Origin of the sequence: Ligilactobacillus sp. MP3, assembly GCF_024436335.1 — a bacterium.
Classification (GTDB): Bacteria; Bacillota; Bacilli; order Lactobacillales; family Lactobacillaceae; genus Ligilactobacillus; species Ligilactobacillus salivarius.
Genome location: NZ_JANFQI010000003.1, coordinates 1 through 24429, shown reverse-complemented (window position 1 = coordinate 24429; position 24429 = coordinate 1). Strand labels below are relative to the sequence as shown.

Below are 24429 nucleotides of genomic sequence, written 5' to 3'. Positions count from 1 at the left end.
ATTAATCTTAAGAATTATAGTTGTCAATAAAATAAAATATACTGACCTAAGTTTTTTTTACTTATGCCAGTATATTTTTTTAATTTATGATACTCGATATTAATCGGGCAATATTCTCAGTCGTTCTTTCTACGTTTTGTGGACCTTTTTCTAAAGACTCTTCTATACTTTCAGCTTTATCTACAATTCCAAAAATTGCAGATATTCCTATATCGTACAGTTCCTCGATTCTCTCCCCTAAGTATCCTGCTTCAGCAAAAACCGGTTTGTGATACTTTTTAGCAACTTGAGCTACTCCAAATGGGGTTTTCCCATATTTAGTTTGAAAATCCATCCCGCCTTCACCGGTAAATACATAGTCTGCTTGAGATATTTTTTCTGCTAGTTCAACTGTATTAGCTACTACTTCCACACCAGATTGTATCTTAGCATCTAAAAATGCTATTAAACCTGCACCTAAGCCTCCTGCTGCACCACTACCTGCAATATCTTCTACATTCTTACCTATATCTCTTCTTATAATTTCAGCATAATGTATCAATCCTTTATCCAATAATTCAACTTCATCTGGAGTTGCTCCTTTTTGTGGTCCAAACACTGCTGCTGCACCCTTTTTACCAGTTAATATATTTTCTACATCACTAGCAATAATAAAGTTTACTTTTTTCACTCGTTTATCCAGATTTTCCATTGAAATCTTATCAATTTTAGCAAGATTACTACCGGTTAGTTCAATATTATTTCCATACTTATCAGTAAATTTCACCCCTAAAGCTTGAGCCATACCAATACCACCATCAACAGTTGCACTTCCACCAATTCCTATAATAATAGTTGATACTCCCTTATTTAAAGCTGCTTTTATTAATTCTCCAGTACCATAAGTAGTAGTTACTAAAGGATTTCTAACTTTGGGATCTACTAACATTAATCCACTTGCTTGGGCCATCTCAATTACAGCAGTCTTTTTATCTCCTAAAATTCCATAATATGCTCTTACTTTTTGTTTAGGTAATGGTCCTTGAACTTTAACATACTCTTTATAACCATTTGTAGCATCAACTAAAGATTCCACTGTACCTTCTCCACCATCAGCCATTGGTACGTGTACAATTTCTGCATCACTGAAAACTTTTCTTATACCTTTTTCCATAGCAACACACACTTCCTTAGCAGTCATGCTTTCTTTAAAAGAATCTGGTGCTAATACAAATTTTTTCATAATCATTACCTCTTTAATTTAAAAATATGAGTAAAATTGCCTTAGACTTGCATATTCACCGCAATACTCTGCTATACAGATTATCTAAAATACACAATTTAATTAAATCCTAACAAATTTATAGATTCATTCCCGTTATTTTTAATCTTATTAACTTATTTAAGCCATAAGAATATTCAACTTAAAACTAATAAATAAAATATTTTCATCTCAATTTATTTTTCACTATCTGTCTTCTAAAAAACTCTCTATGCTATAATTAGACCGTAGAAAATATATTTAAGGGAGGCGTTTATTTTGCAACAAATTCGTTCAGATTTGCAATTTATCGATCACTATATCAATGTTTTCAAACGTAGTTGGGGAAGCTACTTGTTTTTCTTTTTAGGGATTAATTTGTTTATTGAAGCAATTATTATCCCCATTTTTACATTTTTAACTAGTTGGATTTTAAAGCTAAGTCATATTCCATATGTTTCATATACTAATATTTTAGAAATTATCACTCATCACCCTGTTGGATCACTGGCTCTCATTTTAGAACTAGTTCTAATAGTTGGTGTAATTTTCTTCCAATTTACGTTTTTACTAACAGGTATTACTAACATTTCTAGAGATAATTTTTCACTTAAAGAAGTTTGGTTTGCATCTTGGAGACGACTAATCCAACTCCGTCCAACAAGCGTTCTATTCTTTATTGGTTACTTCATTCTTATTATACCTTTTGCCAATTTAATTTTTAAAACACCTTTATTAAATAAGGCAAAAATTCCAGCATTTATTATTGATTTTTTGTTAACTAAATGGCAATTTGCTCTATTATTAGCAATTGCTTACCTAATTATTTTTTACCTAGGACTTAGATTACTATATACTCTTCCTTTAATGATTATTCAAAATTATCATACTCGTGAAGCTGTGTCTAAAAGTTTTAGTCTAACTCGACATCAAAATCTTGCGAACCTTCGCAGAATGCTTGTTATTTCTATTTATTTTGGCATCATTTCTGCAGTTGGATATTTGCTAATTATATTTCTTCAAGCTGGTTTTGATAAATTTCCCAAACCCTTTGACTTAATTATGGCTATTATCATGCTAGCAATTATACAAATTTTTAGTACTTTTATTGCTACACTTGTTAGTTTTCTTTTACTTCAAATGACTTTACCAACTGAAGTATTTAAAGGACATCCTACTTTTTACCATACTAATCACATTAATCAACGTAAGAAAAAAATTAGAGTTACTACTATTGTCCTAATTAGCTTTATCGCTCTACTATCTTTAACTAATAACTATTTTTATTTACATAACAACGATACTCCACCACTTCGCATTTCACATCGAGGTGTTGATGATGAGAATGGTGTTCAAAATACAATACCTGCTATGGCTGCAACCATTAAAGAACATCCCGATTTTATTGAAATGGACATTCACGAAACCAAAGATCATCAATTCGTTGTTATGCATGACGAAAACTTAAAAAATCTTACAGGTGTTAATAAAGCTCCTTACCAATTAACTTTAGCTCAAATTACAAAATTAATAGCTCACGAAAATGGTCACTCAGCTCATGTAGTTAGTTTTGATGATTATCTAGCCTATGCCAATAAGCATCACCAGAAGTTATTAATTGAGATCAAAACTACTCCACATGATTCAAAAAATATGATTGATATCTTTTTAAAAAAATACCAAAAGGATATTTTAAAATATCATCATGAAGTTCATTCTTTAGACTATAATGTTGTCAGACAAATTAAGTCTAAAGCTCCAAAAGTATTTGTAAGTTATATCTTACCTTACAACTTCACTTATCCTCAGACCCCTGCCAATGCATATAGTATGGAGCAATCTACATTAACTGATTCTTTTATTATCGAAGCTCTTTTTAACCAACAAAAAGTGTATGCTTGGACCGTCAATACTGATAGTGAGATGAATAGAATTTTATGGTTAAATACTGATGGAATTATTACAGACAATCTTTCATCCCTAGATGGTAAAATAACTGATTTTTACGATGATCCTTCTTATGCTAATATGATTTTTAACTACATTACAGTTATCCCTTATAATAATTCAATGACTAGTGAAGCTAGTGTGTAAGCGTAACAATTGACAGCTAACTTTTTGTAAGCTATAATGCAGATAACTTATTTATCGGAGGTAATGCTAAGTGTCTAATGGATATCAAGCAAAAACAGATATTTGTTGTTGTGGATTGTGCCCTATGCCATCCACCATTTAGTATGCATGTATTCTTTTGGTAGATATCAAGGCACAGGACAATCTTATCTTTGTTCTGTGCCTTTTATTGTTTTAAATACATAACCGATAAAGTAAGTTAAAATTTTAGTGTAGAAAGAAGTGGGAAGAATGTCGCGGCAACCATTGAAAATTGGAATTTTAAATCTTATGCATGACAAAGAAGATACTCAAAAAAGATTTTCTAGAGTCTTAAGAGATACAGGTGAAAATTTAGAAATAACTTATTTCTATCCTGTTAATCATTATAAGAATCGTGAAGTTCCAGAATTAGTGGCTAAAATATCTCAACCATTAGATTTAAAATTAGTTCGTCAGATGGATGCTTTCATCATTACAGGTGCACCCTTAGAAAAATTACCATTTTTAGATATTACCTATCTTGATGAATTACAGGGACTAATGGATACTCTAGAAAAGCAAAATATCTCTCAACTCTATGTTTGCTGGGGTGGTATGGTTGCTCTTAATTACTTCTACGGTATTCATAAAGAAATGTTAGATGCTAAACTTTTTGGTATTTATCCACAAAAAATTACTAATCAAAGTAATTTGCTTAAGGGTTTAACTAATGGTTTCTTAGCACCGCATGCACGTTACGCTGAAATGAGTAAAGATGACATTCTTTCATCTAAAGACTTAATTATTAATGCTTATTCATCAACCGGACATTTATTCTTAGTGTCTGCAAAAAATAAGCCTCAACACTTCTTATTCTCACACCTAGAATACGGTCCTAATGCCTTTATAAAGGAATATCACCGCGAATTAAATGCTCGAGGAGGTGATGCTGTTGGCTTGGCAAAACCAACAGGATACTTTAAGGATGATAATAATATGAGCCAACCCCAATTTACTTGGGAAAATACACAAAAAAAATTCTTTAAAAATTGGATTACTACAATAACTAATCATTAAGGAGGACTCCCTATGTCAAAAATTTATAATTCTATCTTAGATACTATTGGAAATACACCTATCGTGAAATTAAATCATGTTGTACCTGAAGATGCTGCTGATGTTTATGTAAAACTTGAATTCTTTAATCCTGCAGGTTCAGTTAAAGATCGAATTGCTTTAGCAATGATTGAAAAAGCTGAAAAAGATGGCATTTTAAAACCAGGTGATACTATTGTTGAACCAACTTCTGGTAATACTGGTGTTGGTTTATCTGCAGTAGCTTCTGCTAAAGGCTATCATTTAATTATTACTATGCCTGAAACTATGAGTGACGAACGTAAAAAATTGATGCGTGCTTATGGAACTGAACTTATTCTCACACCAGGTTCTGAAGGTATGGCAGGTTCCATTGCTAAAGCTGAAGAATTAGTTCAAACTAAGGGTTACTTCATGCCTATGCAATTTAAGAACTTAGCTAACCCTGAAATTCATGAACTTACAACTGGTAAAGAAATTGTTGCTGCTTTTGGTAGCGATAATTTACCAGACGCTTTTGTTGCTGGTGTAGGTACTGGTGGTACTTTAACTGGAATCGGTCGTGCTTTAAAGAAGGCTTCTTCAGACGTAAAAGTATATGCTCTTGAACCTTCTGAATCCCCACTACTCAAAGAAGGCAAAAAAGGTGCGCACAAAATTCAAGGTATCTCTGCTGGCTTTATCCCTGATACTTTAGATCGTGAAATTTATGATGATGTTGTAGAAGTTTCAAGTGATGAAGCATTTGAAACTGCACGTGAAGTTGCCAAAAAAGAAGGTTTCCTACCTGGTATCTCTGCCGGTGCTAACATTCATGGTGCCATTGAATTGGCTAAAAAATTAGGTAAGGGTAAGAAAGTTATTACAGTTGCTCCTGACAATGGTGAACGTTATCTTTCTACCGCTTTATATCAATAAAATATAATACAAAAAATAATAATCGCTAAAGATTACGTAATTAAAACGTTAATCTTTAGCGATTATTTTAGTTTAGAGATCTAAATCTCAATCTTTATTTATTACTTACCGAAATATGCTCTTGTGTAGTCTGTTTCACCTACTGAATGCCACATAACACCCTTTAAGTTGCTATTTACTAAGTGACTTTCTGTCATTGTGTACAATGGTACTACTGGCATATCATCATTTAATTGTTTTTGCATGTTTCTCATATTTTCCCAATACTTATTAGTATCAGTACCATTTTGCTTAGCTAATTCCAATTGCTTGTTGTAGTACTCGCTAGCATATTTACCATAATTTTGTGGATTAGTCTTAGATAATACATCGAAATCACTGATTGGATCTGCAAAATCAGCTAACCACAAAGTATAATTCATATCAAAATTACCGTTACTTACTTTATCATTAGCACTCTTGTCAGGAACAGATACTACATTTACTTCTGCACCTTTTAATTTTGTTTCAACTTGTGATTGAACAAATTGACCTACATTTTTAGAAATTGTTTGATCATCTGTAACAAGTGTCAATGTTACTTTCTTCTTGTTAAGTTCTTTCAAACCTTCATTCCATAATTCTTGACCTTTTTTCAAATCATAAGTTGTAGAAGGTTTCATTTCTGTTGCAAAGTCTTTGTTTGTAGTAGGATCTTTAGCTAATCTAGGAGCAACATATGTATCACCTGCTGTTGATCCATCGCTTAGTACTTTATTGGCTAATTGTTTTCTATTTAGAACTAAATACAAAGCTTGTCTTAATTTTTGATTTTGGAAAGCTTTATTGTTTTGTAGATTTAATCTTAAATAATATGTTCCTGCTCTGTATACATGCTTCAGATCTTTATCTTTCTGCAAACCTTGAGCTGTAGTTCCTGTAACTAATGCATCATCTAACTTATTATCTTGGAACAATTGATGAGCAGTATTTGAATCTTTAACTACTTGCATAGAGATTTTCTTCAAATGAACATCTTTCTTATCATAGTAGTACTTATTACGTGTTAAATCCCAACTTTCATTAGTACCGGTCCAACCTGTTACCTTAAATGGTCCGTTATATACTAATCTTGTACTTGAAGTACCATATCTTTTTCCTTCTTTGTTAACGTATTTTGTACTTTGTGGGAAGAAAGCTGGCATTACCATCATTTGACTAAAGTAAGGCATTGGATACTCTAACTGAACTTGAAGTGTAGTGTCATTTAATGCTTTTACACCTAAGTCAGAAGCTGGCAATTCACCACTTGAAACTTTAGTAGCATTTTTGATTCCAGTAAATATGTAGTTATATCCTGATTTAGCTGATGGACTTGCTGATCTTCTCCATGAAGTTACAAAGTCTTGAGCTGTAACTTTAGAACCATCAGACCACTTAGCATCTTTTTTGATATGGAAGGTATAAGTCTTTCCATTGTTAGTTGGTTTTACAACTTTTGTAGCCATCGCTGCTACTGGCTTACCATTTTTGTCCATTCTATATAGACCTTCCATTGACTGAACTAGCACATTCCATTGAGGCAAAGTTGCTACATTAGAGTTATCCAACGATTGAACTTCAGCTGTTTGCATTAACTTTAATGTGTCCTTTGAACTATTCTTTCCTGAACACGATGCTAGTAAGAATGTGCCTGCTAAAACAACTGGAACTAATCGCAATACTTTCTTGAATTTCATATTCTCATCTTCTCCCTTAATCGTCACTATTCTTTTCCAAATGTTCCGTCTTCTACTTCTGATACAAACTTGTATAAGCTCTTGAAGAATGCTTCTGGATTATCTTCATTGTGGCAATGTCCACCGTCCGGAGTTAATACCAATCTAGAGTTTGGTAAAGTATCTTGCATTCTTCTAGCTACATCTAATGGCATTGTGTCAAATTCACCAAATGTCAATAAAGTAGGTACTTTTACATTTGCTAACTTATCTCGTACACTCCAACCATTCAAAGTTCCTACCATCACAAATTCATTATTTCCCTGGAAATAATTGTATACATCTGTTGCCATTGTATTGACCATATGTGAAACTTTTGGATGTCTAGTAACATATTTAGCATAGAGCTTTTTCAACAATTCTTGATACATTGGATCATCAAAATTTTCAGCTTCTTCAACATCTTTCATATATTGAACTTCTAAACTATTAAACATTTCTTCTCTTAACTTGTTGATATGAGTTGTATATTCTTCAATATTATCAATCATACTGAAAACAACTAAGCCTTTTAAATGTTCTCCGTATTTTAAAGCATATTCTTGTGCTAGAAGTCCGCCCCATGAATGGCCAACTAAATAAAAATTATCTAATCCCAATTTTTTTCTAACTTCTTCTAGTTCTTCCAAATAATAATCAAGCGTTAAATAATGTTTATTTTCTTCCAAAGAAAAGTCTGGCTGATCTGAATAAAACGAACCCAATTGATCGTAGGTATAAACTTCTACACCCTTATCATTTAAATTTTGAGCAAAATTTTCAAATTCTTCATGATTTCCTCCAGGACCACCATGCACGCATAACATCTTAACGGGACCTTCCCCTTCCTTTCGAGTAAATAGATGATATCCATTATCTAGTTCTAAAAGTTTTGTTCCTTGTTTCATTAGTAATTCACCTCATAATTTTATTGAGAAAATTATTAAGCAATTAAAAACGCCCTATAGAAGTTTAATTACTTCTATAGGGCGTTTCCGCGGTACCACCTATTTTTATTGATCAACAAAAATTAATCAACATCTCTTTTCACGTGCGGCCTAGACTTCTCTAAGCGATACGCTAGTACGTTAAAGGGTACAACCTAAAAACACTCTTCGCATTTCCAGCTCTAAGGTGATATTCGTAAACTTCCATACTATTTTCTTACACCAACCGAAAACTCTCTTTAAGCGTAAAAATTTACTACTGTCCTTGTCATTGCTATTAATCTCTCTATTCGTTGTCATCATATTAACACTTTTTTATAATCTGTCAACTTCATTTATTCATTTTTTTATTATCTTAATCTAATAAAAAGTCCAAAAAATCGTATTGCTTCACTATTTTTTGGACTTCAATTTTTTCAATTAAATTTTATTCATCACATCTTTTACAGCTTCTTTTAAAGCTCTACTTGTTGCTGATGCCCCTGAAATGCTATCAACATCGTAAGTATTCTTACTAATCATTTCTTTTGGCAGATTAATAATTTTCTAGTCTTTTTAAACAAATCATATCAAATGATACTAATTAAAAAGACACTTCACTCAACCTACTACTACATTCTATCATAATATAACTTTAACTGGTGGCCCTGCTTCGGTTACTACTTACGATAAAGAAATTTTGCTTAAAGCTGTTTTAGATGGTCAAATTAACCCCGAGAAAGTATTTACTCATAGTTATAGTCTTGATGAAATTAATCAAGCTTATAAAGATATGGCAGATCGTAAGACTATTAAATCACTGTTAGTCATCGATTAATCATAAAAAAATACTGGTAATTACATGATTACCAGCACTTTTTATAACTTATATTTTTAATTTTTCAATTTATCCAAAGCTTGAGCAAAGTCATCAATTAAATCATCTGCATTTTCAATTCCAACTGAAATTCTTAACAATTCTGGCGTTACTCCAGCTGCTTTCAATTCTTCATCGCTTAGTTGTGCATGTGTTGTTGAAGCTGGATGGATAATTAAAGATTTAGCATCCGCAACATTTGCCAATAGAGAAAATAGTCGTAATTTTTCAATTAATTTCTTACCATCTTCTTTACCACCCTTTAACCCTAAAGTAAAGATTGAGCCTACACCCTTAGGGAAATATTTCTGTGCCAAATCATAGTATGGGCTGTCTTCTAACCCTGGATAATTGATCCATGCTACTTCTGGACGAGACTTCAAGAATGAAATTAGTTTTCTTGTATTTTCAACATGACGTTCTACTCGTAAGGATAATGTTTCTAAACCTTGTAGTAGTAAAAATGAGTTGAAAGGACTAATTGAAGCACCAGTATCACGACCAATTTCAGCTCGTACCTTAGTAGTGAAAGCTGCACCTTTAATATCTGCAAATTTCAATCCTTCATATTGTTGATTAGGTTCTGTGAAATCAGGATAACGTCCGCTAGCTTCATAATCAAAATCTCCCTTTTCAACAATTACTCCACCCATGGTTGTTCCATGACCGCCGATAAATTTTGTAGCAGAATGCACGACAATATCTGCTCCATGTTCAAGTGGTCGTACTAAGTATGGTGTTCCAAAAGTATTATCAACAATAAAGAGAATACCGTATTTATGAGCAATTTTCCCAATCTCTTCAAAATCAACTAAATTAATTCCGGGATTTCCAATACTCTCTACGTAAATTGCCTTAGTCTTATCATTAATTGCTGCTTCAAAGTTTGCAGGATTATCAGGATTTACGAAATTTGTTTTAATCCCTAATCGTTTTAAAGTAATACTAAATAAGTTATAAGTACCACCATAAAGTGTGCTAGCAGCAACAATTTCATCACCTTGTCCTGCAATATTCAATATCGCATATGTAATAGCTGCTGATCCAGTTGCTAATGTTATACCTGCACTTCCTTTTTCCAACGCTGCCACTCTTTTATCAACCACATCAGTGGTAGGATTTGTTAACCTAGTATAAATATTTCCTGCATCTCTCAAAGCAAATCTATCCGCTGCTTCCTGTGCATTCTTAAAAACATACGATGTTGTTTGGTAAATAGGCACTGCTCTTGATCCTGTCTCATCAATTGTTTGTCCAGCATATACTTGTAAAGTTTCGAATCTATCTGTCGCTTTTGTTTGATCTTGAATTGTCATAATTATTCCTCTTTTCTAAGTTGTATGAATTAGGTTTAACCAGTTCGTATATAGTTTGACACTACTTTGAACCCACTGATTAACTATCTGATTATTTCGATAGTAATTGTTAGGTTTAATAATTGGTTTTCCCTTTTCTGAATCCCGTCGATATTCTCTATCTAACGTTCTTGTATCATATTCTGGATGACCAGTAATAAACAAATTCTTTTGATCTGTAGTCGCTAATAAAAACGCTTCTACTTCCTGACTCTTAGCTAATACCTGCAACTCATCAGGTAATTTTGCTGGTAAGATTAATTTAGTATGTCGAGACTGTGGCATTCGAATTGGTCCCCCACTTCCAAAACCTAATAAAAAGGAACTATTCATGTTTATTTTTTCTGCTTGATAAACTCCAAATAATTTAGAAACTAAAGGTGACTTATCAATATCAAATTTTACTTTCAAAGCTGCTTGACTAGCCCAACATTCAAAAATCGTATAAATTTTTGTTTGTCTACTCCATTCAACCAACTTTTGAAAATCATCCCAATAGTCTACTTCTGTGAAATCCAGATGTTCTACTGGTGCCCCTGTAACTATTAGTCCATCAAAGTTTTGCTGTAAAACCTTGCTTAAGGGCAGATAATGTTTCTTTATAATCTCACTATTACCATGATGAAAATGATGACTATCAGGATATGCAAAAGTCACTCTACAATTAATTTTTGTTTTTTCCAATAACTTTAAAAATTGTAATTCTGTTGTTTTCTTGGTTGGCATTAAATTTACAATTAATATTTCTAAACTTTGCTTATCGTTCAGTTTATTCTTCCATTGTTTTTGTGCTAAAGCTATTCCATTTACAGCTTGTACTGCCATCATCCTCACCTTCTTTTGGTAAAAAATTCTTTTAATCTCCCCAAACTTCCTTAGCAGTTTCGATTACTAATTTCAGTTTGTTTTCTTGATCTTTTTCTGTAAGCTTGTTTCCTTCTTCCGTTGAGGCAAATCCACACTGTGTACTTAATGCTAAATTATCTAAATCAACATATTTAGTTGCTTCCTGAATTTTTTGTTTCAATTCATCTTTGTCCTCTAATTCAGATTTTTTACTAGTTACTAGTCCTAATACCACTCTTTTACCAGTCGGAACAAATCTCAATGGTTCAAAGTTACCCGAACGTGCATCGTCAAATTCTAAGAAATATCCATCATAGTCTGTGGAAAATAAATCTTCTGCAACAGCTTCATATCCACCTGAAAATAGCCAAGAAGATGCATGGTTTCCACGACATACATGAGTTGTAATTATTAAATCATCAGGCTTATTCGCTAATGCACTATTGATAATTTCTTTACTAATTTTTGTTGCTTCTTTGGGATCAATACCTTTTTCTAATAAAGATTCACGTTTATTTTTATCAACTAAAAACGCCCAATTTGTATCATCAAATTGTAGATATCGACAACCTAAATCATAAAAAGCTTTAATTGCATCAGTATAAGTTTGCGATAAGTCCGCATAGAATTCTTCTACGTTGGGATAAATTTCTTTCAATTTTGAAGAACCATCGTTAGCTAAAATTTCCTGACGATATAACATTGTTGGACTAGGAATTGTAGCTTTAGCTATGAGATTTCTTTTATCTGCAACTTCTTTAAGATAAGAAAAATTCTTCAAAAATGGATGATCAGGATTAAATTTTACTTTCCCTACTACTCGAACATTATAAGCAGGTGCATCAGTCCCTTTAAATTGTTGATTATATCCTGTTTGTGGAACATATCCTTCTACTCCATCTAAATTTTCTAGAAAGTCAATGTGCCACCAGCCTCGATTAAATTCTCCATCTGTCACAGCCTTTAGCCCCACTTCTTTTTCTTTTTCCACCAACTCATCGATTAGTCTATCTTCAATTTTCTTTAATTCATCTTGAGAAATCTTTCTCTCTGAAAAATCTTTGCGTGCTTTTTTTAATTCTTCAGGTCTTAAAAAACTTCCTACAATATCATAATGTGCTAAATCTTTAATCGTCTTTGTCATAATTTTTTCCTACTTTCTTTCGTATAAAAATAAAAAAGTCCCTAGAACAACAAATGTTGTTCTAGGGACGTGTCATCATCTTATTCACGTGTTACCACCCGTTATTCGATACTACCTCACAGTAATATCCTCACTAAGTACACTATACAAGCTATACTCGTTCGCTATAACAGGCGACCCCTGTTATCTGCTTGCCATGGCTCACAGATAATCTAGCTCCAAGACCATCTTCATTAAGCTTTCAACACATCGCATCTCACCATTCACGACTCTCTTTAGTGATACTCACATTAATTACTCATCTTTTCTTAGCTATTTCTAATTATTATGCCATAATAATATCTTTTCTATTATCTGCTGTCAACCCTAAATTATAAATTAATTAAAATCTAGTGCTAACTCCTGACTATGAATAGCTTCTACAATGTCATCACGTTTATTTTGATGTGTATTCAATTTTTTTCCATTAATTTGATTAGTAAATGAATCAATTCTTCGATTAGCATCACGTAAATCATAGTACGTTTGTACTATTTCATCGTAATCTTTCAGCTCACTAACTTCAAAATCACGTGGATATTCATTTTCAAAAGTTGTAAATTCTAGTGGAAGTCTTGGCTTTAATTGTGGTTCTTGATCTGGTACACCAACTTGTAAGCCTAAAGCTGGGTATGTGAGTTCTGGTAAATCTAATACTTTTAACATTGCTTTAGGATCATCATTAACCGTTCCTAAAGGTACTATTCCAAGTCCCATACTCTCAGCAGCATTAATTACATTTTGGACTGCTAACATTGTATCTTGAAATGCTTGAAAGAAAATATCCATTGTATGCAAGCGCCCATCATCATTTCCCATTTGTTTGCGAATTTGTTTATTTCGATATAAATCAATGACAAAAATAAATAAATCACCGTTAGCTCCTACGTATTTTTGACCTGTTATTTCTCTAATTTGTTTACGTTTCTCCTCATCAGTAATATGTAAGATGCTAAATTGTTGCATAAACATACTAGTAGCTGTATGTCTAGCTACTTCATATAAAGTCGTTAATTGTTCTTCTGACAAAGTTTGATCTTTAAAAGCCCTAATTGCACGATGATTTAGTTGATGTTTAATTGTTTCATTTTCAATCATAAAGTCCACCCTTTGCTAACTATTTATAAGTATAGTGTAACACACTTATACTTTGTTTCACGTGAAACGCACTTAGTTTTTAATGAACACTAATTCAGTATCAGTTGAAAATTGAGGTTCATATTGATATCCATTTACTGAAAAGTTCTTTATTCCATCAATTTCTTTAATATTATTTTCTAAAATATACCTTACCATATCACCACGTGCTTGCTTAGCAGCTGTTGCCTGTTGTACATATTTACCATTCTTTTCCTTTTTAAACGAACAAATGATGAATTTATCTTGAGGCTTTAGATATCTCTCAATGGCTTTAGAATACTCTTTAGAAGCTAAATTTACTACTAATTCATTATCTCTATATAATTCTTGATATATACTGTCACCCCAAAATTGATATAGAGTATGTTGATCATTAATATCTACTTTTGCCTGCATTTCTAATCTATATGGCGTAATACCATCCATCGCTCCTAAAATTCCATAAAATCCTGATATGATATATAAATCTTTTGCTGCTCTTTGTAGTGCTTCTTGCGTAAAAACTTGTGGTCCCATCGCTTGATATTGAATCCCTGAATATGCCATAACTGCTGGTGTTAAGTTCTCATCTAAATTCATATCTTGAACTCTATCATAGTTAAGTTTGGCAATTTTATCATTACATTTCCAAATATTTTTTAATTCATCATAGTTTTTACTCTTTAACCATGTTAATAACACTTCTGCTTTGTCTTTAAATATTGGTAATTTACTAATATCAAAGCTGTCCGTATCTTCTACCATTTTCTTAGCTGGAGAAATTATTATTTTCATTTAGGTTATTTCCCTTCTACATTATTCTATGCTACTTTTTTCTTGATAATTCGCCATGCAATAAATCCTAATATTATCCAATATAGCACTGAAGAAATAATCATCGCTATAGTACCTGAATCTTGCTCAGTAATTGTATCTGCTACTACAATAATCCAAAAATCATTCAAAAAATGAATAAAAATCGTTCCAAATAAATTTTTATATACTAAATATATTACCCCAAAAAGCATCCCTATTGCTGCAGCCGCTATAACTTGATTAATAGTAGGTAGTAGTCCTTGCCTAAACAGATTGATAAAATGTAACATTCAAAATGCTAGGCTTGAAAAAATCACACTTATCCATATTCTTCTTTTTTCCTTTATTTTGTTTAAGCCATTATAAATATATTTACTAATAATGCTGTAACAAATTACCTCTTCAACTATTCCTGCTTATAATGGTACTATATAATGCCAGTGGAAGATTTTTTACATTACCTATAAAAATTAAGATTATAATAATTGCTAAAACTATAGCCAATATTATATGTCTCTTAAAAAGTTAAGAGTAAATTTAAACTTAATAGCTGAACTATTCTTCTTCCACTAATAACCAGTAACACTGCATATAGCCCCACTAACCCTACTGGAATTACAAATGTCTTCTTTTCCATAGTTTCATTCCTTTCCACTATCTATTTTAAATCTATCATTTTTATTCTTAATAATCTAATTTCAATCATTAACTGTTATAATTATATGTGTAATTTTTATGAAAGGGTTGTTATACTTGAAAAATTTAACATGTAGACAAACTCTAGCTATTACTAGCCATCGCGTTTTAGCTAGTGATTTAAACGAACATGAAACCGTATACGGTGGTAGACTCTTAGAAATGTTAGATGGCACTGCCTCTATTTCCGCTATTCGTCTTGCTAGAGCTAGCAATGTTACAGCATCAGTTGATGAACTTAATTTTTTAGCACCATTTATCCTTAATGATTCCTTATGTATCGAATCATACGTTAGTGGCGTTGGCTCCCGCTCAATTGAAGTTTTTGCGAAAATTATCGGTGAACATTTAACCACTGGCGAAAGATTTTTAGGATTAACGGCATTTTTAACTTTTGTTGTACCAGATAAACAAATCATTCTACCCCAAGTTACTCCTATAACTGAAGAAGAAAAAATTATTTGTGCTGGATACAAAGACCGTAAACTAGAAAAAACTAAAAAATTCGCTCGTCAAAAAGAATTAAATCAGCATATATCTTTACATTTACCTTGGGATAAGAATTAGTAAACAAACATGTTGCAAAATATAATATCTTGTATTATATTATTACTTGTAAAAAGTAAGTAGTATTAAATTGGCATTTCAAGACTTACTTTACTTCAATTATTAATAAGTGTGATATGATAATTAAGATAATTAAAAAGAAAGAAGGTATCACTGAATGTCTGACAAATACGATGTAATTGTGATTGGGGCTGGCCCTGGTGGTATGACAGCTGCTTTATATGCCTCTCGTGCTAATTTAAAAGTAGCTATGCTTGATCGTGGCGTATACGGCGGTCAAATGAATAACACAGCTGAGATTGAAAACTATCCTGGCTTTAAATCTATTTTAGGTCCAGATTTAGCTGAAGAAATGTTCCAAAGTTCTACACAATTTGGTGCCGAATTTGTTTATGGTAATGTTGAAGAGCTTACCGTTGATGATAATGGCATTAAGCATGTTAAGACTGATGATGGCGAGTTGGAAGCACCCGTTGTTATTATTGCCACAGGTTCTCAATATCGCAAATTAGGTGTTCCTGGTGAAGAAAAATATAGTGGTCGTGGCGTATCTTACTGCGCTGTCTGCGATGGTGCTTTCTACCGTGATAAACCCGTTGTAGTTATTGGTGGCGGCGATTCTGCCGTTGAAGAAGGTATGTATCTTGCTAAATTAACATCTTCTGTTAATGTAATTCATCGCCGTGATGAGTTACGTGCACAAAAGATTTTACAAGATCGTGCTTTTGCTAATGATAAAATGCACTTCACATGGGATACAATTGTAACTGAAATTGTTGGTGATGATAAAAAGGTTACAGGTGTAAAGACTCATAATAAAAAGACTGGTGAAGATGGTGAAATAGAAGCCAATGGTGTATTTATCTATGTTGGCTCAGTTCCAATGAGTGAACCATTCAAAAAACTTGGCATTACAGATGATAAGGGATGGATTGTAACTGACGATCATATGGCAACAAGTGTTCCAGGTATTTTTGCTATTGGTGATGTTCGTTCTAAGTTCCTACGTCAGATTACAACAGCTGTTGGCGATGCAGGTATTGCAGGACAAGAAGCATTTGCTTATATCGAAAGCTTGAAAGATAAAAATTAATGAATTACAAAAAAGGTAGTGATTTTTAATCACTACCTTTTTTCTGTATATTCTAGAAGGAAAGCGATAGCTTCTTTATAAGATAGCTTTCGCTCATTCATTACCTGCTGAATTATCTTTTGAGTTGAACTCAAACGCTCTTCTGTCATTGCCATAACTCTTCCTCCTATATACAAACATCCGTTCTTGTTAATTAGTACTTTTTTATTGTATATCTATTTTAGACAAAAATAAAGCCTTAATATTGTTCTAATTTTAAACATATCCGCCCTATCGTTAATTTAATCGGTTTCCTAGCCTTTAAAAAAATTATTTTAATATGAATTTAGAAAATTATTTGTATTTCTAAGCAAATACCTTAATTTAATCATATTTTTATAGTATGTAACTTTCCATTCAAATACTGAAGAATTCTTCATATAAAGGTATACTCTAACTTCTTTGTGTTATTCACAGAATTATTTCTAATTTTATATAATTTTAAACTTATAATTCAATAAAAAATAAAAAGATGAAATAAAAGCTGTATTAGCCCCTATTACATCTTTTTCTTCTAATATCTTTATCCTAAATTAAATATGTGCCCATACGTTATCTAAGACATTTGTTTGTTCACGATCTGGACCTACAGAGAATGTAGATACCTTTACACCTACTAAATCTTGAATTCTGTGAATATAGTTACGAGCATTTTCAGGTAAATCTTCTAATGTCTTGCAGTTAGTAATATCTTCTTTCCAACCTGGTAATGTTTCATATACGGGTTTACATGCAGATAATTCCTTTAAACTTGCTGGATAATGATAGATTTTTTCACCATTTAATTCGTATGCTGTACAAATCTTAATTTCATCAAGACCTGTTAATACATCAACACAGTTTAAGCATAAATTAGTTAAGCCTGAAACACGTTTTGAGTGGCGCATAACAACACTGTCAAACCAACCTATACGACGAGGACGTTTAGTAACTGTACCATATTCATGACCTACTTCACGGATATGATCGCCAATTTCATCATGTAATTCTGTTGGGAATGGACCGTCACCTACACGAGAAGTATATGCTTTACATGCACCAACAACTTTATCAATTTTAGCTGGTCCCACACCACTACCAATAGTAACTCCACCAGCAACTGGATTTGAAGATGTAACAAATGGATATGTACCTTGATCAATATCTAACATTACACCTTGTGCTCCTTCAAATAAGACACGTTTACCAGAGTCTAATGCATCATTTAGAATAACAGATGTATCTGTTACATAATCTTTAAGTACTTGTCCATATTCGTAGTATTCTTCAAAAATATCTTCGAATTTTAATGGTTCATGACCATACATTTTTTCAAATAAACGATTCTTTTCTTCAAGGTTTGTACGTAATTTTTCTTCAAAAGTATCTTTTTCTAATAAATCTGCAACACGAATACCTACACGAGCTGCCTTATCCATATAAGCTGGTCCAATACCTTTATTTGTTGTACCAATCTTGTTATCCTTTTTAGCAGCTTCTTGTAAGCCATCTAAAATGATATGATATGGTAAGATAACATGAGCACGATTTGAAATACGAAGATTGTCTGTTGATACTCCATTATTATGAAGGTACTTTAATTCTGTAACTAAGGATTTAGGATTTAAAACTACCCCATTACCAATAACACTAATCTTATCAGAATAAAAAATACCTGATGGAATCAAGCGTAATTTATATGTTTTTCCGTCAAATGCAATTGTATGTCCTGCATTATCGCCACCTTGGTAACGTGCAATAACTTCAGCGTTTTGACTAAGAAAGTCTGTAATCTTACCCTTTCCTTCGTCTCCCCATTGACTACCAACGACTACTACTGATGACATTATAATCCACCTCGTAATTATATTTTATGTATAACCATAACTTTTGCGTCAATCAAATCAACGCAACCTCGATAATTGTAACAAGAAAAACGATTATATTCAAGTAAAAACCGAATATTTTAACTTTAATAAAACCTTTTTAGCAAATCATCATCAATTAAATTCGGGTTTTAACTATATACTCATATATACAAATAAAAAATACTCGACAATAGATCGAGTATTTTTATCTATATTATTTCATATTAATCTGCTTCAAATATTCTTGTATTCGTTGCAAATCTTTACCATCGTCTTGTAACAATAAACGAGGTAATACCTTTGCTCGAGGTGCGTGATGCCTAATTAAACGTATACTGCGTCCACTGCCTTGAGAAGTCTTATTAAGCGATACTACAGGGACTACATACTTATTACTAAAATTATGCTTTTTAATAACTTGCTTCATAATCATTGGAGCAGTATCGTACCAGATAGGATAAGCCAAGTAAACAATATCATACTTATCAATATTATCAAGCTTGTTCTTCACTTCTGGTGTAGCACCTGTTATCCATTCACGAAAAGCACGTGCTTTATCATCGCCACTATATTCTTTTACACTCTCGATTTCAATAATATCTGCATTAGTTTCTTGTTGAACCAAATGGGCTAAGCGCTTAGTTTTTCCAGCAGGTGAGAAATATAGTATTAAAGAATTATTGATCTCACCTTCTACCTTAGTATCAGTTGGGTTTACTAAGTGTGAAAAATATCGCCATATTAAAGCAATAATCACTATTACTACTAAAATGCCTAAAATTAACATTCTAATCAATCCTATCTATATATAATTATTTGTATAATTATATTCTATCATAGGAAAAGTTTTATGAATAATATTTACTACATTGGTGGCTCTTGAGCATATGAAATATTTGAAAATTTATTGTAGGACTTAATAAACAATAATTTAACCGTTCCTCTAGCTCCAGCACGGTTCTTTTCAATAATTAATTCAACTTCACCGACATCTTGATTTAATGAATCTTGATCATCGCCATCTTCCTCTGATTTTGATTCACCACGTTCATAGTAATCATCACGATATAAGAAAGCAACTATATCCGCATCCTGCTCTATAGAACCGGATTCTCGAATATCAGATAGAACTGGACGTTTGTCTTGTCTTTGCTCTACTCCACGTGAAAGTTGGGATAAGGCTAGAATTGGCACACTTAATTCTTTAGCCAATTTCTTTAATTGTCGTGAAATTTCAGATACTTCTTGTTGGCGACTTTCTTTATTACTACCTTCAATTAATTGTAGATAATCGATAACTACCAAACCTAAATTACCCTTCTCTTTTGCTAGTCGACGACATTTCGCTCTGATTTCAGCCATTTTAATTCCTGGAGTGTCATCAATAAAGATTGAGGTATTTGATAAAGCCCCCATTGCAACGATTAAATTTTGCCATTCTCCTTCATCTAGTTGCCCTGTACGTAAATGGTTAGCATTTATTGAACCTTCTGCACACAACATTCGATTTACTAAAGACTCAGCACTCATTTCAAGAGAAAAAATAGCAACACTTGTATCCGTAGACGTTGCAACATTTTGAGCAATATTCAAGGCGAAAGCTGTCTTACCTACAGCAGGACGAGCAGCTAGAATAATCAAATTATCTGGCTGTAAACCTGCCGTCATCTTATCAAATTCTCTATATCCAGTTGGTAAACCTGTAATATCTTCACTTTGCTGTGATAATCTATCAATATCACTCAATGTCTCATTTAAAACATCTTTAATCTCTCTAAACCCACTACGATTTCTTCGTTCTGAAACGTCCATTATTTGCCGTTCAGCTGAATCTAATAGAGATGGTACGTCATCATCACCGTTATTTGCTTGCGTTATAATATTTGTTGCAGTAGAAATTAAGCGACGCAACATAGACTTTTCTTCAACGATTTTAGCATAATATCCAGCATTAGCTGCTGTTGGCACTGATGTTGCTAATTCTGCAATATAAGCAACTCCACCAACGTCATCTAATTGATTATTAGTAGTCAGATAGTTTTGTACTGTCAATACATCGATTGCTTCACCATCATTGTTCAAATCTACCATTGCTTGGAATAAAATTTGATGTGCTCTTCGATAAAAATCATCAGCTTCCACATATTCCATCGCATCTGCTAAAGCATCTGTATTCAAGAAGATAGCACCTAAGACCGCTTGCTCAGCTTCTATATTTTGTGGTGGTAAATTATCCGTCATTATGTCGTTATTCACTTAGAAGCTCCTTTCCGTTCAATATTACATTTTATAATTATAACTTTTTTAAGATGTAATTACATAATAAAAGTAATTCTTTTTGTTAACTTTTTTATTTTTGACTAATATATAAAAACATCCAATACTAGATAATACTATCTACCATTGGATGTTTTCATCATTTTAATTCTTACTTTTCAGAAATATGAACTCTTATTTTAGCTGTTACTTCATTGTGAAGTTTTACAGGAACATTTACATATCCCATTGTACGAATTGGTTCACGTAATTCCATTTTACGCTTATCAATTTTCATACCGTATTGCTTTTCAAGTTCTTGAGAAATTTGTTTGCTAGTAATTGAACCAAATAAACGTCCATCAGTTCCAGCCTTAGCTTTCATTTCTACTACTCTTTCACCTGACTCAAGTAGTTCTTTAAACTTCTTAGCTTCTTCTAGTTCTTCTGCTTCTTTTCTAGCTTCAGCACGTTTTTGACCTTTTAATTGGCTCATTGCTTGTGCATTAGCTTGCTTTGCTTTATTTTGCTTAATTAAGAAATTAGCATAGCCATCTGGAAGTTCTTTAATTTCTCCACGACGTCCTTTACCTCGAACATCTTCTGTAAAAATAATCTTCATTTACTAATCACTCCTAATCAGTTTCCTCTGTATTATTTTCTTCTGTTTGTGCAATTAAATCAAGTAGTTGCTTTCTAACATCCAAAATATCTCTATCTTCAATTTGAGTAGCGGCATTAGATAAATGTCCTCCGCCTCCCATTTTTTCCATAATAATTTGAACATTAGTCTCTCCATTACTTCGAGCTGAAATCCCAATAATATCTTCAGAACGGTGAGTCACTACATACGAAGCTTGCACCCCACTAACAGTTAATAAAGAATCGGCAGCTTGTGCAGCAGTTACCGGATCATAGGCACGATCATTTTCACCAACTACAACAGCATTTCCATTCCCTACAAATTCCACTCTATCAATCAAATGATTTCGTTGCAAGAAACTTTGTACATTTTCTTTCATAAAATGTTGCGACATTTGTGAGTCAGCACCTACTGAACGAAGATAACTAGCAGCATCAAATGTTCTAGTTCCCGTTCTTAATGAGAATGACTTCGTATCAATAATAATTCCCGTCAGCATAGCTGTTGCTTCTAATTTATTTATTGGATCATCACTATAGCGTGATTGATATTCAAACATTTCTGTTATTAACTCACATGTAGAACTAGCATAAGGTTCAATATATACCAACATCGGATTTTCAGGGAATTCTTCACCTCGACGATGGTGATCAATAATAATAACTCGATTCTTGAGTTGATCATATAATTCAGGACTCATTGAAATTGAAGGTTTAGACAAGTCTAGCATCAATAATAAGCTTTTCTTGGTTGCTTTCTGTAAAGCTTCTTCAGGAGAAATGATGCTTTCCTTGATATCTGGATAGTTATCAATTTCATCTAGCAATCTTTGGATATCTGAATGCAAATTATCTGTGTCCAACACAAGCCAACATTGCTTACCATTCATCTTTGCAATCCGTCTAATTCCCAAACATGCTCCTATCGAATCCATATCTGGTCTAGCATGTCCCATTACAAAAATATCATCTGATTGACTCATTAATTCTTGTAATGCTTGAGAAATCATTCTTGCTCTTACACGAGTTCTCTTCTCCATTGGATTCGTCTTACCACCATAAAAACGAGCTTGAGAATCATCTACTCCTCTTACAACTACCTGATCTCCGCCTCGTCCTAGTGCTAAATCCAAATTACTTTGTGATAATCGAGAAAGTTTAGCTAAATCAGTACCACCATAGGCTAATCCTATACTCAAAGTAACTGGAAAATTCTGCTTAGATGTTCTTTCTCTAATACGATCTAGTAATTTGAATTTTTCTTTTTCCATCTGTGTTAATGATTTTGTATATGCTAAAACGAAATAATGATCTTCATCAATCATCTTTAGAAACATTCCCATTTGACTAGCCCATGATGATAACTCATTCGTTATATAATTACTTAAATTGGAAATATTAGTATCATTCATTGATTGGGTAACTTCATCATAGTTATCAATAAAAATTTGTCCGATAACTAAGCGAGAATCATCATATTGTTTCTGAATTTCAGCATAGTGTGTAATATCTAAAAGATAAACAACGTTAATATCACTTTGTACTAACATATTAAATCTTTTATCTTGCCATTTGATTTCAACACTATCTTTATTCGACATATTATCATTGATCACTTTAGCTAATTCTTCATCAGCCTCTGTTAACTTTTTACCTAATATTTCTTCTTGCCCAAATAACTTTTGCATAGTTGGATTAACCCAAACAACTTCTGCTAAATCATTGAGCATTAGAATTCCTATTGGCATTTTTAACAATGCCTCTTGCTCACTTCGCTTAATTTTATACGATAAATCAGATATATAATGTGTGGTATCTTGCATAACTTGTTTTAATGTTATAAAAGACAATCCTATTGTCAATAAAATCAGCAGAAGGACAATTATACCTAACCAGGCATTAACAATAAATGCCAACGTTGCACAGACTAAGGAGAGTATAAGTAAGAAAACTGCTATTATTCGCAAATGTTTATTTCTTAAAAATTCTGGTATCTGCCAAAATTCTTTTTCCAACAAACGTTTCACTTTTCCATCCTCACAGTCTAAATTTTTGATAGCCCTCTCATGAAAGCTACTTACTATTTTAACACATTTTCTACTATCACGTTACCTCAATCTATTCTTGTTCCACATGAAACATTTTAACTCAAATATGTTAAAATAATTATTGATTATAATATAGATTACCAGAAAGGATAATTAATAGAATGAAAAAAAGATATGTTCTAATGGGGTTATTATCATTGCTATTTCTAGGAGCATGTTCCAATAATAAACAGGAAACAACTTCATCTAGCAGTAGTCATGTGAGTTCAAGCCTAGCATCAACTGATACTATTAATCAAACCCTAGATACTGTAGGATCACTTAAATATCATTTAGGCACTGTTACTACTAGAAAAGTTGAAAATGATCGTAATAACTACACAGAGGCCGAAAGAAAGTTCAAATATAAGTCATCTCTTGGGGATACTTACTATCGCACTACAATCACTTATAGTGTTACTAATGTTGGCGAAGAAACTATTAATTTAGCCAAAACACCATTATCTGTTACAACTGACGATGGCAGCAAATTTACTTCAACGGGAAAACTTAATCACTATGCGCATAACGTTCTTGTAAATGGATATAAGTTAAAAGTTGGCAAAAAATTACAAGGAAAATTAGTACTATTATCATCACACAAGTTAGACATTAGTTCTATTCAATTAAATATTGGAACTCAGGTACCTTATAATAGTACTGATGATACTGCCGAAGTAACTAGTGAAAATACTACAAATAGTGCTACTACTTCTTCTGTTGTATCTTCAACCACCTCTTCTTCTGATGGCATTTCTCCGGATTTACAACAGCAATTAATCCAAAATGAACAGGGCGAGAATAAGGTCAACGGTTCTAATAGTGGATCTTCCAACAGTTCAGCATCATCTTCATCTGCTCAAACCGGTACTAGTGAAACTGCTCAATAACATATATTAATAAAGCACTAATGAATTGATAAAATAAATTCATTAGTGCTTTTTATATTCAAAAAATTATGCCTATTTTTTAGAAATTAAAAAGCCTTAGTTTTTAT

23 protein-coding genes, 1 pseudogene and 1 other annotated feature are annotated in these 24429 nt (G+C 32.5%); of the genes and pseudogenes, 8 read left to right on the top strand and 16 right to left on the bottom strand.

All coding sequences use genetic code 11. The features are described from left to right. Positions 1-79 precede the first annotated feature (79 nt). Entirely contained in the window at positions 80-1222 is a 1143-nt protein-coding gene (locus tag NOU10_RS03045; protein WP_255905961.1) for a glycerate kinase, read from the bottom strand. A gap of 26 nt (positions 1223-1248) precedes the next feature. On the opposite strand from NOU10_RS03045, the gene NOU10_RS09455 reads away from it, so the two are divergent. The 4 genes from NOU10_RS09455 to cysK all read left to right on the top strand — a co-directional run bounded on the left by NOU10_RS09455 (position 1249) and on the right by cysK (position 5347). Further along, the gene (locus NOU10_RS09455; RefSeq protein WP_080563877.1) at positions 1249-1335 is read left to right on the top strand and encodes a helix-turn-helix domain-containing protein; all 87 of its coding nucleotides are present in this window, start codon (positions 1249-1251) and stop codon (positions 1333-1335) included. 184 nt (positions 1336-1519) lie between these two features. Continuing rightward, complete coding sequence (locus tag NOU10_RS03040) at positions 1520-3334, top strand: glycerophosphoryl diester phosphodiesterase membrane domain-containing protein (RefSeq protein WP_255905960.1); 1815 nt, start codon at positions 1520-1522, stop codon at positions 3332-3334. A 270-nt stretch (positions 3335-3604) separates the two neighbouring features. Then, positions 3605-4411: a homoserine O-succinyltransferase gene (locus NOU10_RS03035; protein WP_255905959.1), complete on the top strand. Its 807-nt coding sequence runs from the start codon at positions 3605-3607 to the stop codon at positions 4409-4411. Positions 4412-4423: 12 nt separating this feature from the next. Continuing rightward, positions 4424-5347 carry a cysteine synthase A gene (gene cysK / locus NOU10_RS03030; protein WP_003705607.1) on the top strand — a complete coding sequence of 308 codons (924 nt, stop codon included), beginning with the start codon at positions 4424-4426 and terminating at the stop codon, positions 5345-5347. Positions 5348-5448: 101 nt separating this feature from the next. Here the strand turns inward: cysK and NOU10_RS03025 are convergent, their stop codons facing one another. The 3 genes from NOU10_RS03025 to NOU10_RS03015 form a co-directional block, all read right to left on the bottom strand. Continuing rightward, complete coding sequence (locus NOU10_RS03025) at positions 5449-7065, bottom strand: peptide ABC transporter substrate-binding protein (protein ID WP_255905958.1); 1617 nt, start codon at positions 7063-7065, stop codon at positions 5449-5451. A gap of 26 nt (positions 7066-7091) precedes the next feature. Beyond that, a complete protein-coding gene (locus NOU10_RS03020; RefSeq protein ID WP_034997610.1) occupies positions 7092-7991 on the bottom strand; it encodes a proline iminopeptidase-family hydrolase in 900 nt (299 codons plus the stop codon). A gap of 74 nt (positions 7992-8065) precedes the next feature. Continuing rightward, positions 8066-8311 (bottom strand) — a binding site (T-box leader). A 139-nt stretch (positions 8312-8450) separates the two neighbouring features. Beyond that, positions 8451-8552: an FMN-binding protein gene (locus NOU10_RS03015; protein WP_370687293.1), complete on the bottom strand. Its 102-nt coding sequence runs from the start codon at positions 8550-8552 to the stop codon at positions 8451-8453. Between the two features lie 82 nt (positions 8553-8634). On the opposite strand from NOU10_RS03015, the pseudogene NOU10_RS03010 reads away from it, so the two are divergent. Beyond that, positions 8635-8847: pseudogene (locus NOU10_RS03010) on the top strand (Zn-dependent alcohol dehydrogenase); the annotation flags it as partial. A gap of 56 nt (positions 8848-8903) precedes the next feature. On the opposite strand, the gene NOU10_RS03005 reads toward NOU10_RS03010, so the two are convergent. The 6 genes from NOU10_RS03005 to NOU10_RS02980 form a co-directional block, all read right to left on the bottom strand. After that, on the bottom strand, positions 8904-10202 hold the full coding sequence (locus NOU10_RS03005) for an O-acetylhomoserine aminocarboxypropyltransferase/cysteine synthase family protein (RefSeq protein ID WP_255905957.1): 1299 nt from the start codon (positions 10200-10202) through the stop codon (positions 8904-8906). Between the two features lie 15 nt (positions 10203-10217). Next, positions 10218-11066, bottom strand: a complete 849-nt coding sequence (locus NOU10_RS03000) for a homoserine O-succinyltransferase (RefSeq protein ID WP_255905956.1) — start codon at positions 11064-11066, stop codon at positions 10218-10220. A gap of 31 nt (positions 11067-11097) precedes the next feature. After that, on the bottom strand, positions 11098-12231 hold the full coding sequence (locus NOU10_RS02995) for a 5-methyltetrahydropteroyltriglutamate--homocysteine S-methyltransferase (protein ID WP_255905955.1): 1134 nt from the start codon (positions 12229-12231) through the stop codon (positions 11098-11100). A gap of 378 nt (positions 12232-12609) precedes the next feature. After that, the gene (locus NOU10_RS02990) at positions 12610-13368 is read right to left on the bottom strand and encodes an NADPH-dependent oxidoreductase (RefSeq protein ID WP_255905954.1); all 759 of its coding nucleotides are present in this window, start codon (positions 13366-13368) and stop codon (positions 12610-12612) included. 72 nt (positions 13369-13440) lie between these two features. After that, complete coding sequence (yaaA, locus tag NOU10_RS02985; protein ID WP_255905953.1) at positions 13441-14184, bottom strand: peroxide stress protein YaaA; 744 nt, start codon at positions 14182-14184, stop codon at positions 13441-13443. Between the two features lie 26 nt (positions 14185-14210). Next, a complete protein-coding gene (locus NOU10_RS02980; protein WP_255905952.1) occupies positions 14211-14495 on the bottom strand; it encodes a type II CAAX prenyl endopeptidase Rce1 family protein in 285 nt (94 codons plus the stop codon). A gap of 445 nt (positions 14496-14940) precedes the next feature. On the opposite strand from NOU10_RS02980, the gene NOU10_RS02975 reads away from it, so the two are divergent. Then, positions 14941-15468, top strand: coding sequence for an acyl-CoA thioesterase (locus NOU10_RS02975; RefSeq protein WP_161022932.1), 528 nt, complete (start codon positions 14941-14943; stop codon positions 15466-15468). Positions 15469-15625: 157 nt separating this feature from the next. Then, entirely contained in the window at positions 15626-16561 is a 936-nt protein-coding gene (gene trxB, locus NOU10_RS02970) for a thioredoxin-disulfide reductase (RefSeq protein ID WP_255905951.1), read from the top strand. Between the two features lie 32 nt (positions 16562-16593). On the opposite strand, the gene NOU10_RS02965 is transcribed toward trxB, so the two are convergent. The 6 genes from NOU10_RS02965 to NOU10_RS02940 form a co-directional block, all read right to left on the bottom strand. Then, entirely contained in the window at positions 16594-16716 is a 123-nt protein-coding gene (locus tag NOU10_RS02965; RefSeq protein WP_003700904.1) for a hypothetical protein, read from the bottom strand. A 417-nt stretch (positions 16717-17133) separates the two neighbouring features. Then, entirely contained in the window at positions 17134-18426 is a 1293-nt protein-coding gene (locus NOU10_RS02960; RefSeq protein WP_255905950.1) for an adenylosuccinate synthase, read from the bottom strand. Positions 18427-18661: 235 nt separating this feature from the next. Further along, positions 18662-19234, bottom strand: coding sequence for a flavodoxin (locus tag NOU10_RS02955; RefSeq protein WP_255905949.1), 573 nt, complete (start codon positions 19232-19234; stop codon positions 18662-18664). 77 nt (positions 19235-19311) lie between these two features. After that, positions 19312-20703 carry a replicative DNA helicase gene (dnaB, locus tag NOU10_RS02950; protein ID WP_034983739.1) on the bottom strand — a complete coding sequence of 464 codons (1392 nt, stop codon included), beginning with the start codon at positions 20701-20703 and terminating at the stop codon, positions 19312-19314. Between the two features lie 172 nt (positions 20704-20875). Continuing rightward, a complete protein-coding gene (gene rplI / locus NOU10_RS02945) occupies positions 20876-21325 on the bottom strand; it encodes a 50S ribosomal protein L9 (protein WP_003700898.1) in 450 nt (149 codons plus the stop codon). Positions 21326-21338: 13 nt separating this feature from the next. Further along, the gene (locus NOU10_RS02940) at positions 21339-23372 is read right to left on the bottom strand and encodes a DHH family phosphoesterase (RefSeq protein WP_034983741.1); all 2034 of its coding nucleotides are present in this window, start codon (positions 23370-23372) and stop codon (positions 21339-21341) included. Between the two features lie 182 nt (positions 23373-23554). On the opposite strand from NOU10_RS02940, the gene NOU10_RS02935 reads away from it, so the two are divergent. Continuing rightward, a complete protein-coding gene (locus tag NOU10_RS02935; protein ID WP_255905947.1) occupies positions 23555-24322 on the top strand; it encodes a hypothetical protein in 768 nt (255 codons plus the stop codon). Positions 24323-24429: the final 107 nt, after the last annotated feature.

Bases quoted from the DNA above. Each gene is read 5' to 3' on its own strand.
- NOU10_RS03005 (WP_255905957.1), bottom strand. From the start codon at position 10,202: ATGACAATTCAAGATCAAACAAAAGCGACAGATAGATTCGAAACTTTA.
- NOU10_RS09455 (WP_080563877.1), top strand. From the start codon at position 1,249: ATGAGTAAAATTGCCTTAGACTTGCATATTCACCGCAATACTCTGCTA.
- NOU10_RS02975 (WP_161022932.1), top strand. From the start codon at position 14,941: ATGAAAGGGTTGTTATACTTGAAAAATTTAACATGTAGACAAACTCTA.
- NOU10_RS02995 (WP_255905955.1), bottom strand. From the start codon at position 12,231: ATGACAAAGACGATTAAAGATTTAGCACATTATGATATTGTAGGAAGT.
- NOU10_RS03025 (WP_255905958.1), bottom strand. From the start codon at position 7,065: ATGAAATTCAAGAAAGTATTGCGATTAGTTCCAGTTGTTTTAGCAGGC.
- NOU10_RS03035 (WP_255905959.1), top strand. From the start codon at position 3,605: ATGTCGCGGCAACCATTGAAAATTGGAATTTTAAATCTTATGCATGAC.
- NOU10_RS02965 (WP_003700904.1), bottom strand. From the start codon at position 16,716: ATGGCAATGACAGAAGAGCGTTTGAGTTCAACTCAAAAGATAATTCAG.
- NOU10_RS03045 (WP_255905961.1), bottom strand. From the start codon at position 1,222: ATGAAAAAATTTGTATTAGCACCAGATTCTTTTAAAGAAAGCATGACT.
- NOU10_RS02955 (WP_255905949.1), bottom strand. From the start codon at position 19,234: ATGTTAATTTTAGGCATTTTAGTAGTAATAGTGATTATTGCTTTAATA.
- NOU10_RS02935 (WP_255905947.1), top strand. From the start codon at position 23,555: ATGAAAAAAAGATATGTTCTAATGGGGTTATTATCATTGCTATTTCTA.
- yaaA (WP_255905953.1), bottom strand. From the start codon at position 14,184: ATGAAAATAATAATTTCTCCAGCTAAGAAAATGGTAGAAGATACGGAC.
- NOU10_RS02980 (WP_255905952.1), bottom strand. From the start codon at position 14,495: ATGTTACATTTTATCAATCTGTTTAGGCAAGGACTACTACCTACTATT.
- cysK (WP_003705607.1), top strand. From the start codon at position 4,424: ATGTCAAAAATTTATAATTCTATCTTAGATACTATTGGAAATACACCT.
- NOU10_RS03000 (WP_255905956.1), bottom strand. From the start codon at position 11,066: ATGGCAGTACAAGCTGTAAATGGAATAGCTTTAGCACAAAAACAATGG.
- NOU10_RS03015 (WP_370687293.1), bottom strand. From the start codon at position 8,552: ATGATTAGTAAGAATACTTACGATGTTGATAGCATTTCAGGGGCATCA.
- rplI (WP_003700898.1), bottom strand. From the start codon at position 21,325: ATGAAGATTATTTTTACAGAAGATGTTCGAGGTAAAGGACGTCGTGGA.
- NOU10_RS03020 (WP_034997610.1), bottom strand. From the start codon at position 7,991: ATGAAACAAGGAACAAAACTTTTAGAACTAGATAATGGATATCATCTA.
- NOU10_RS02990 (WP_255905954.1), bottom strand. From the start codon at position 13,368: ATGATTGAAAATGAAACAATTAAACATCAACTAAATCATCGTGCAATT.
- trxB (WP_255905951.1), top strand. From the start codon at position 15,626: ATGTCTGACAAATACGATGTAATTGTGATTGGGGCTGGCCCTGGTGGT.
- NOU10_RS02960 (WP_255905950.1), bottom strand. From the start codon at position 18,426: ATGTCATCAGTAGTAGTCGTTGGTAGTCAATGGGGAGACGAAGGAAAG.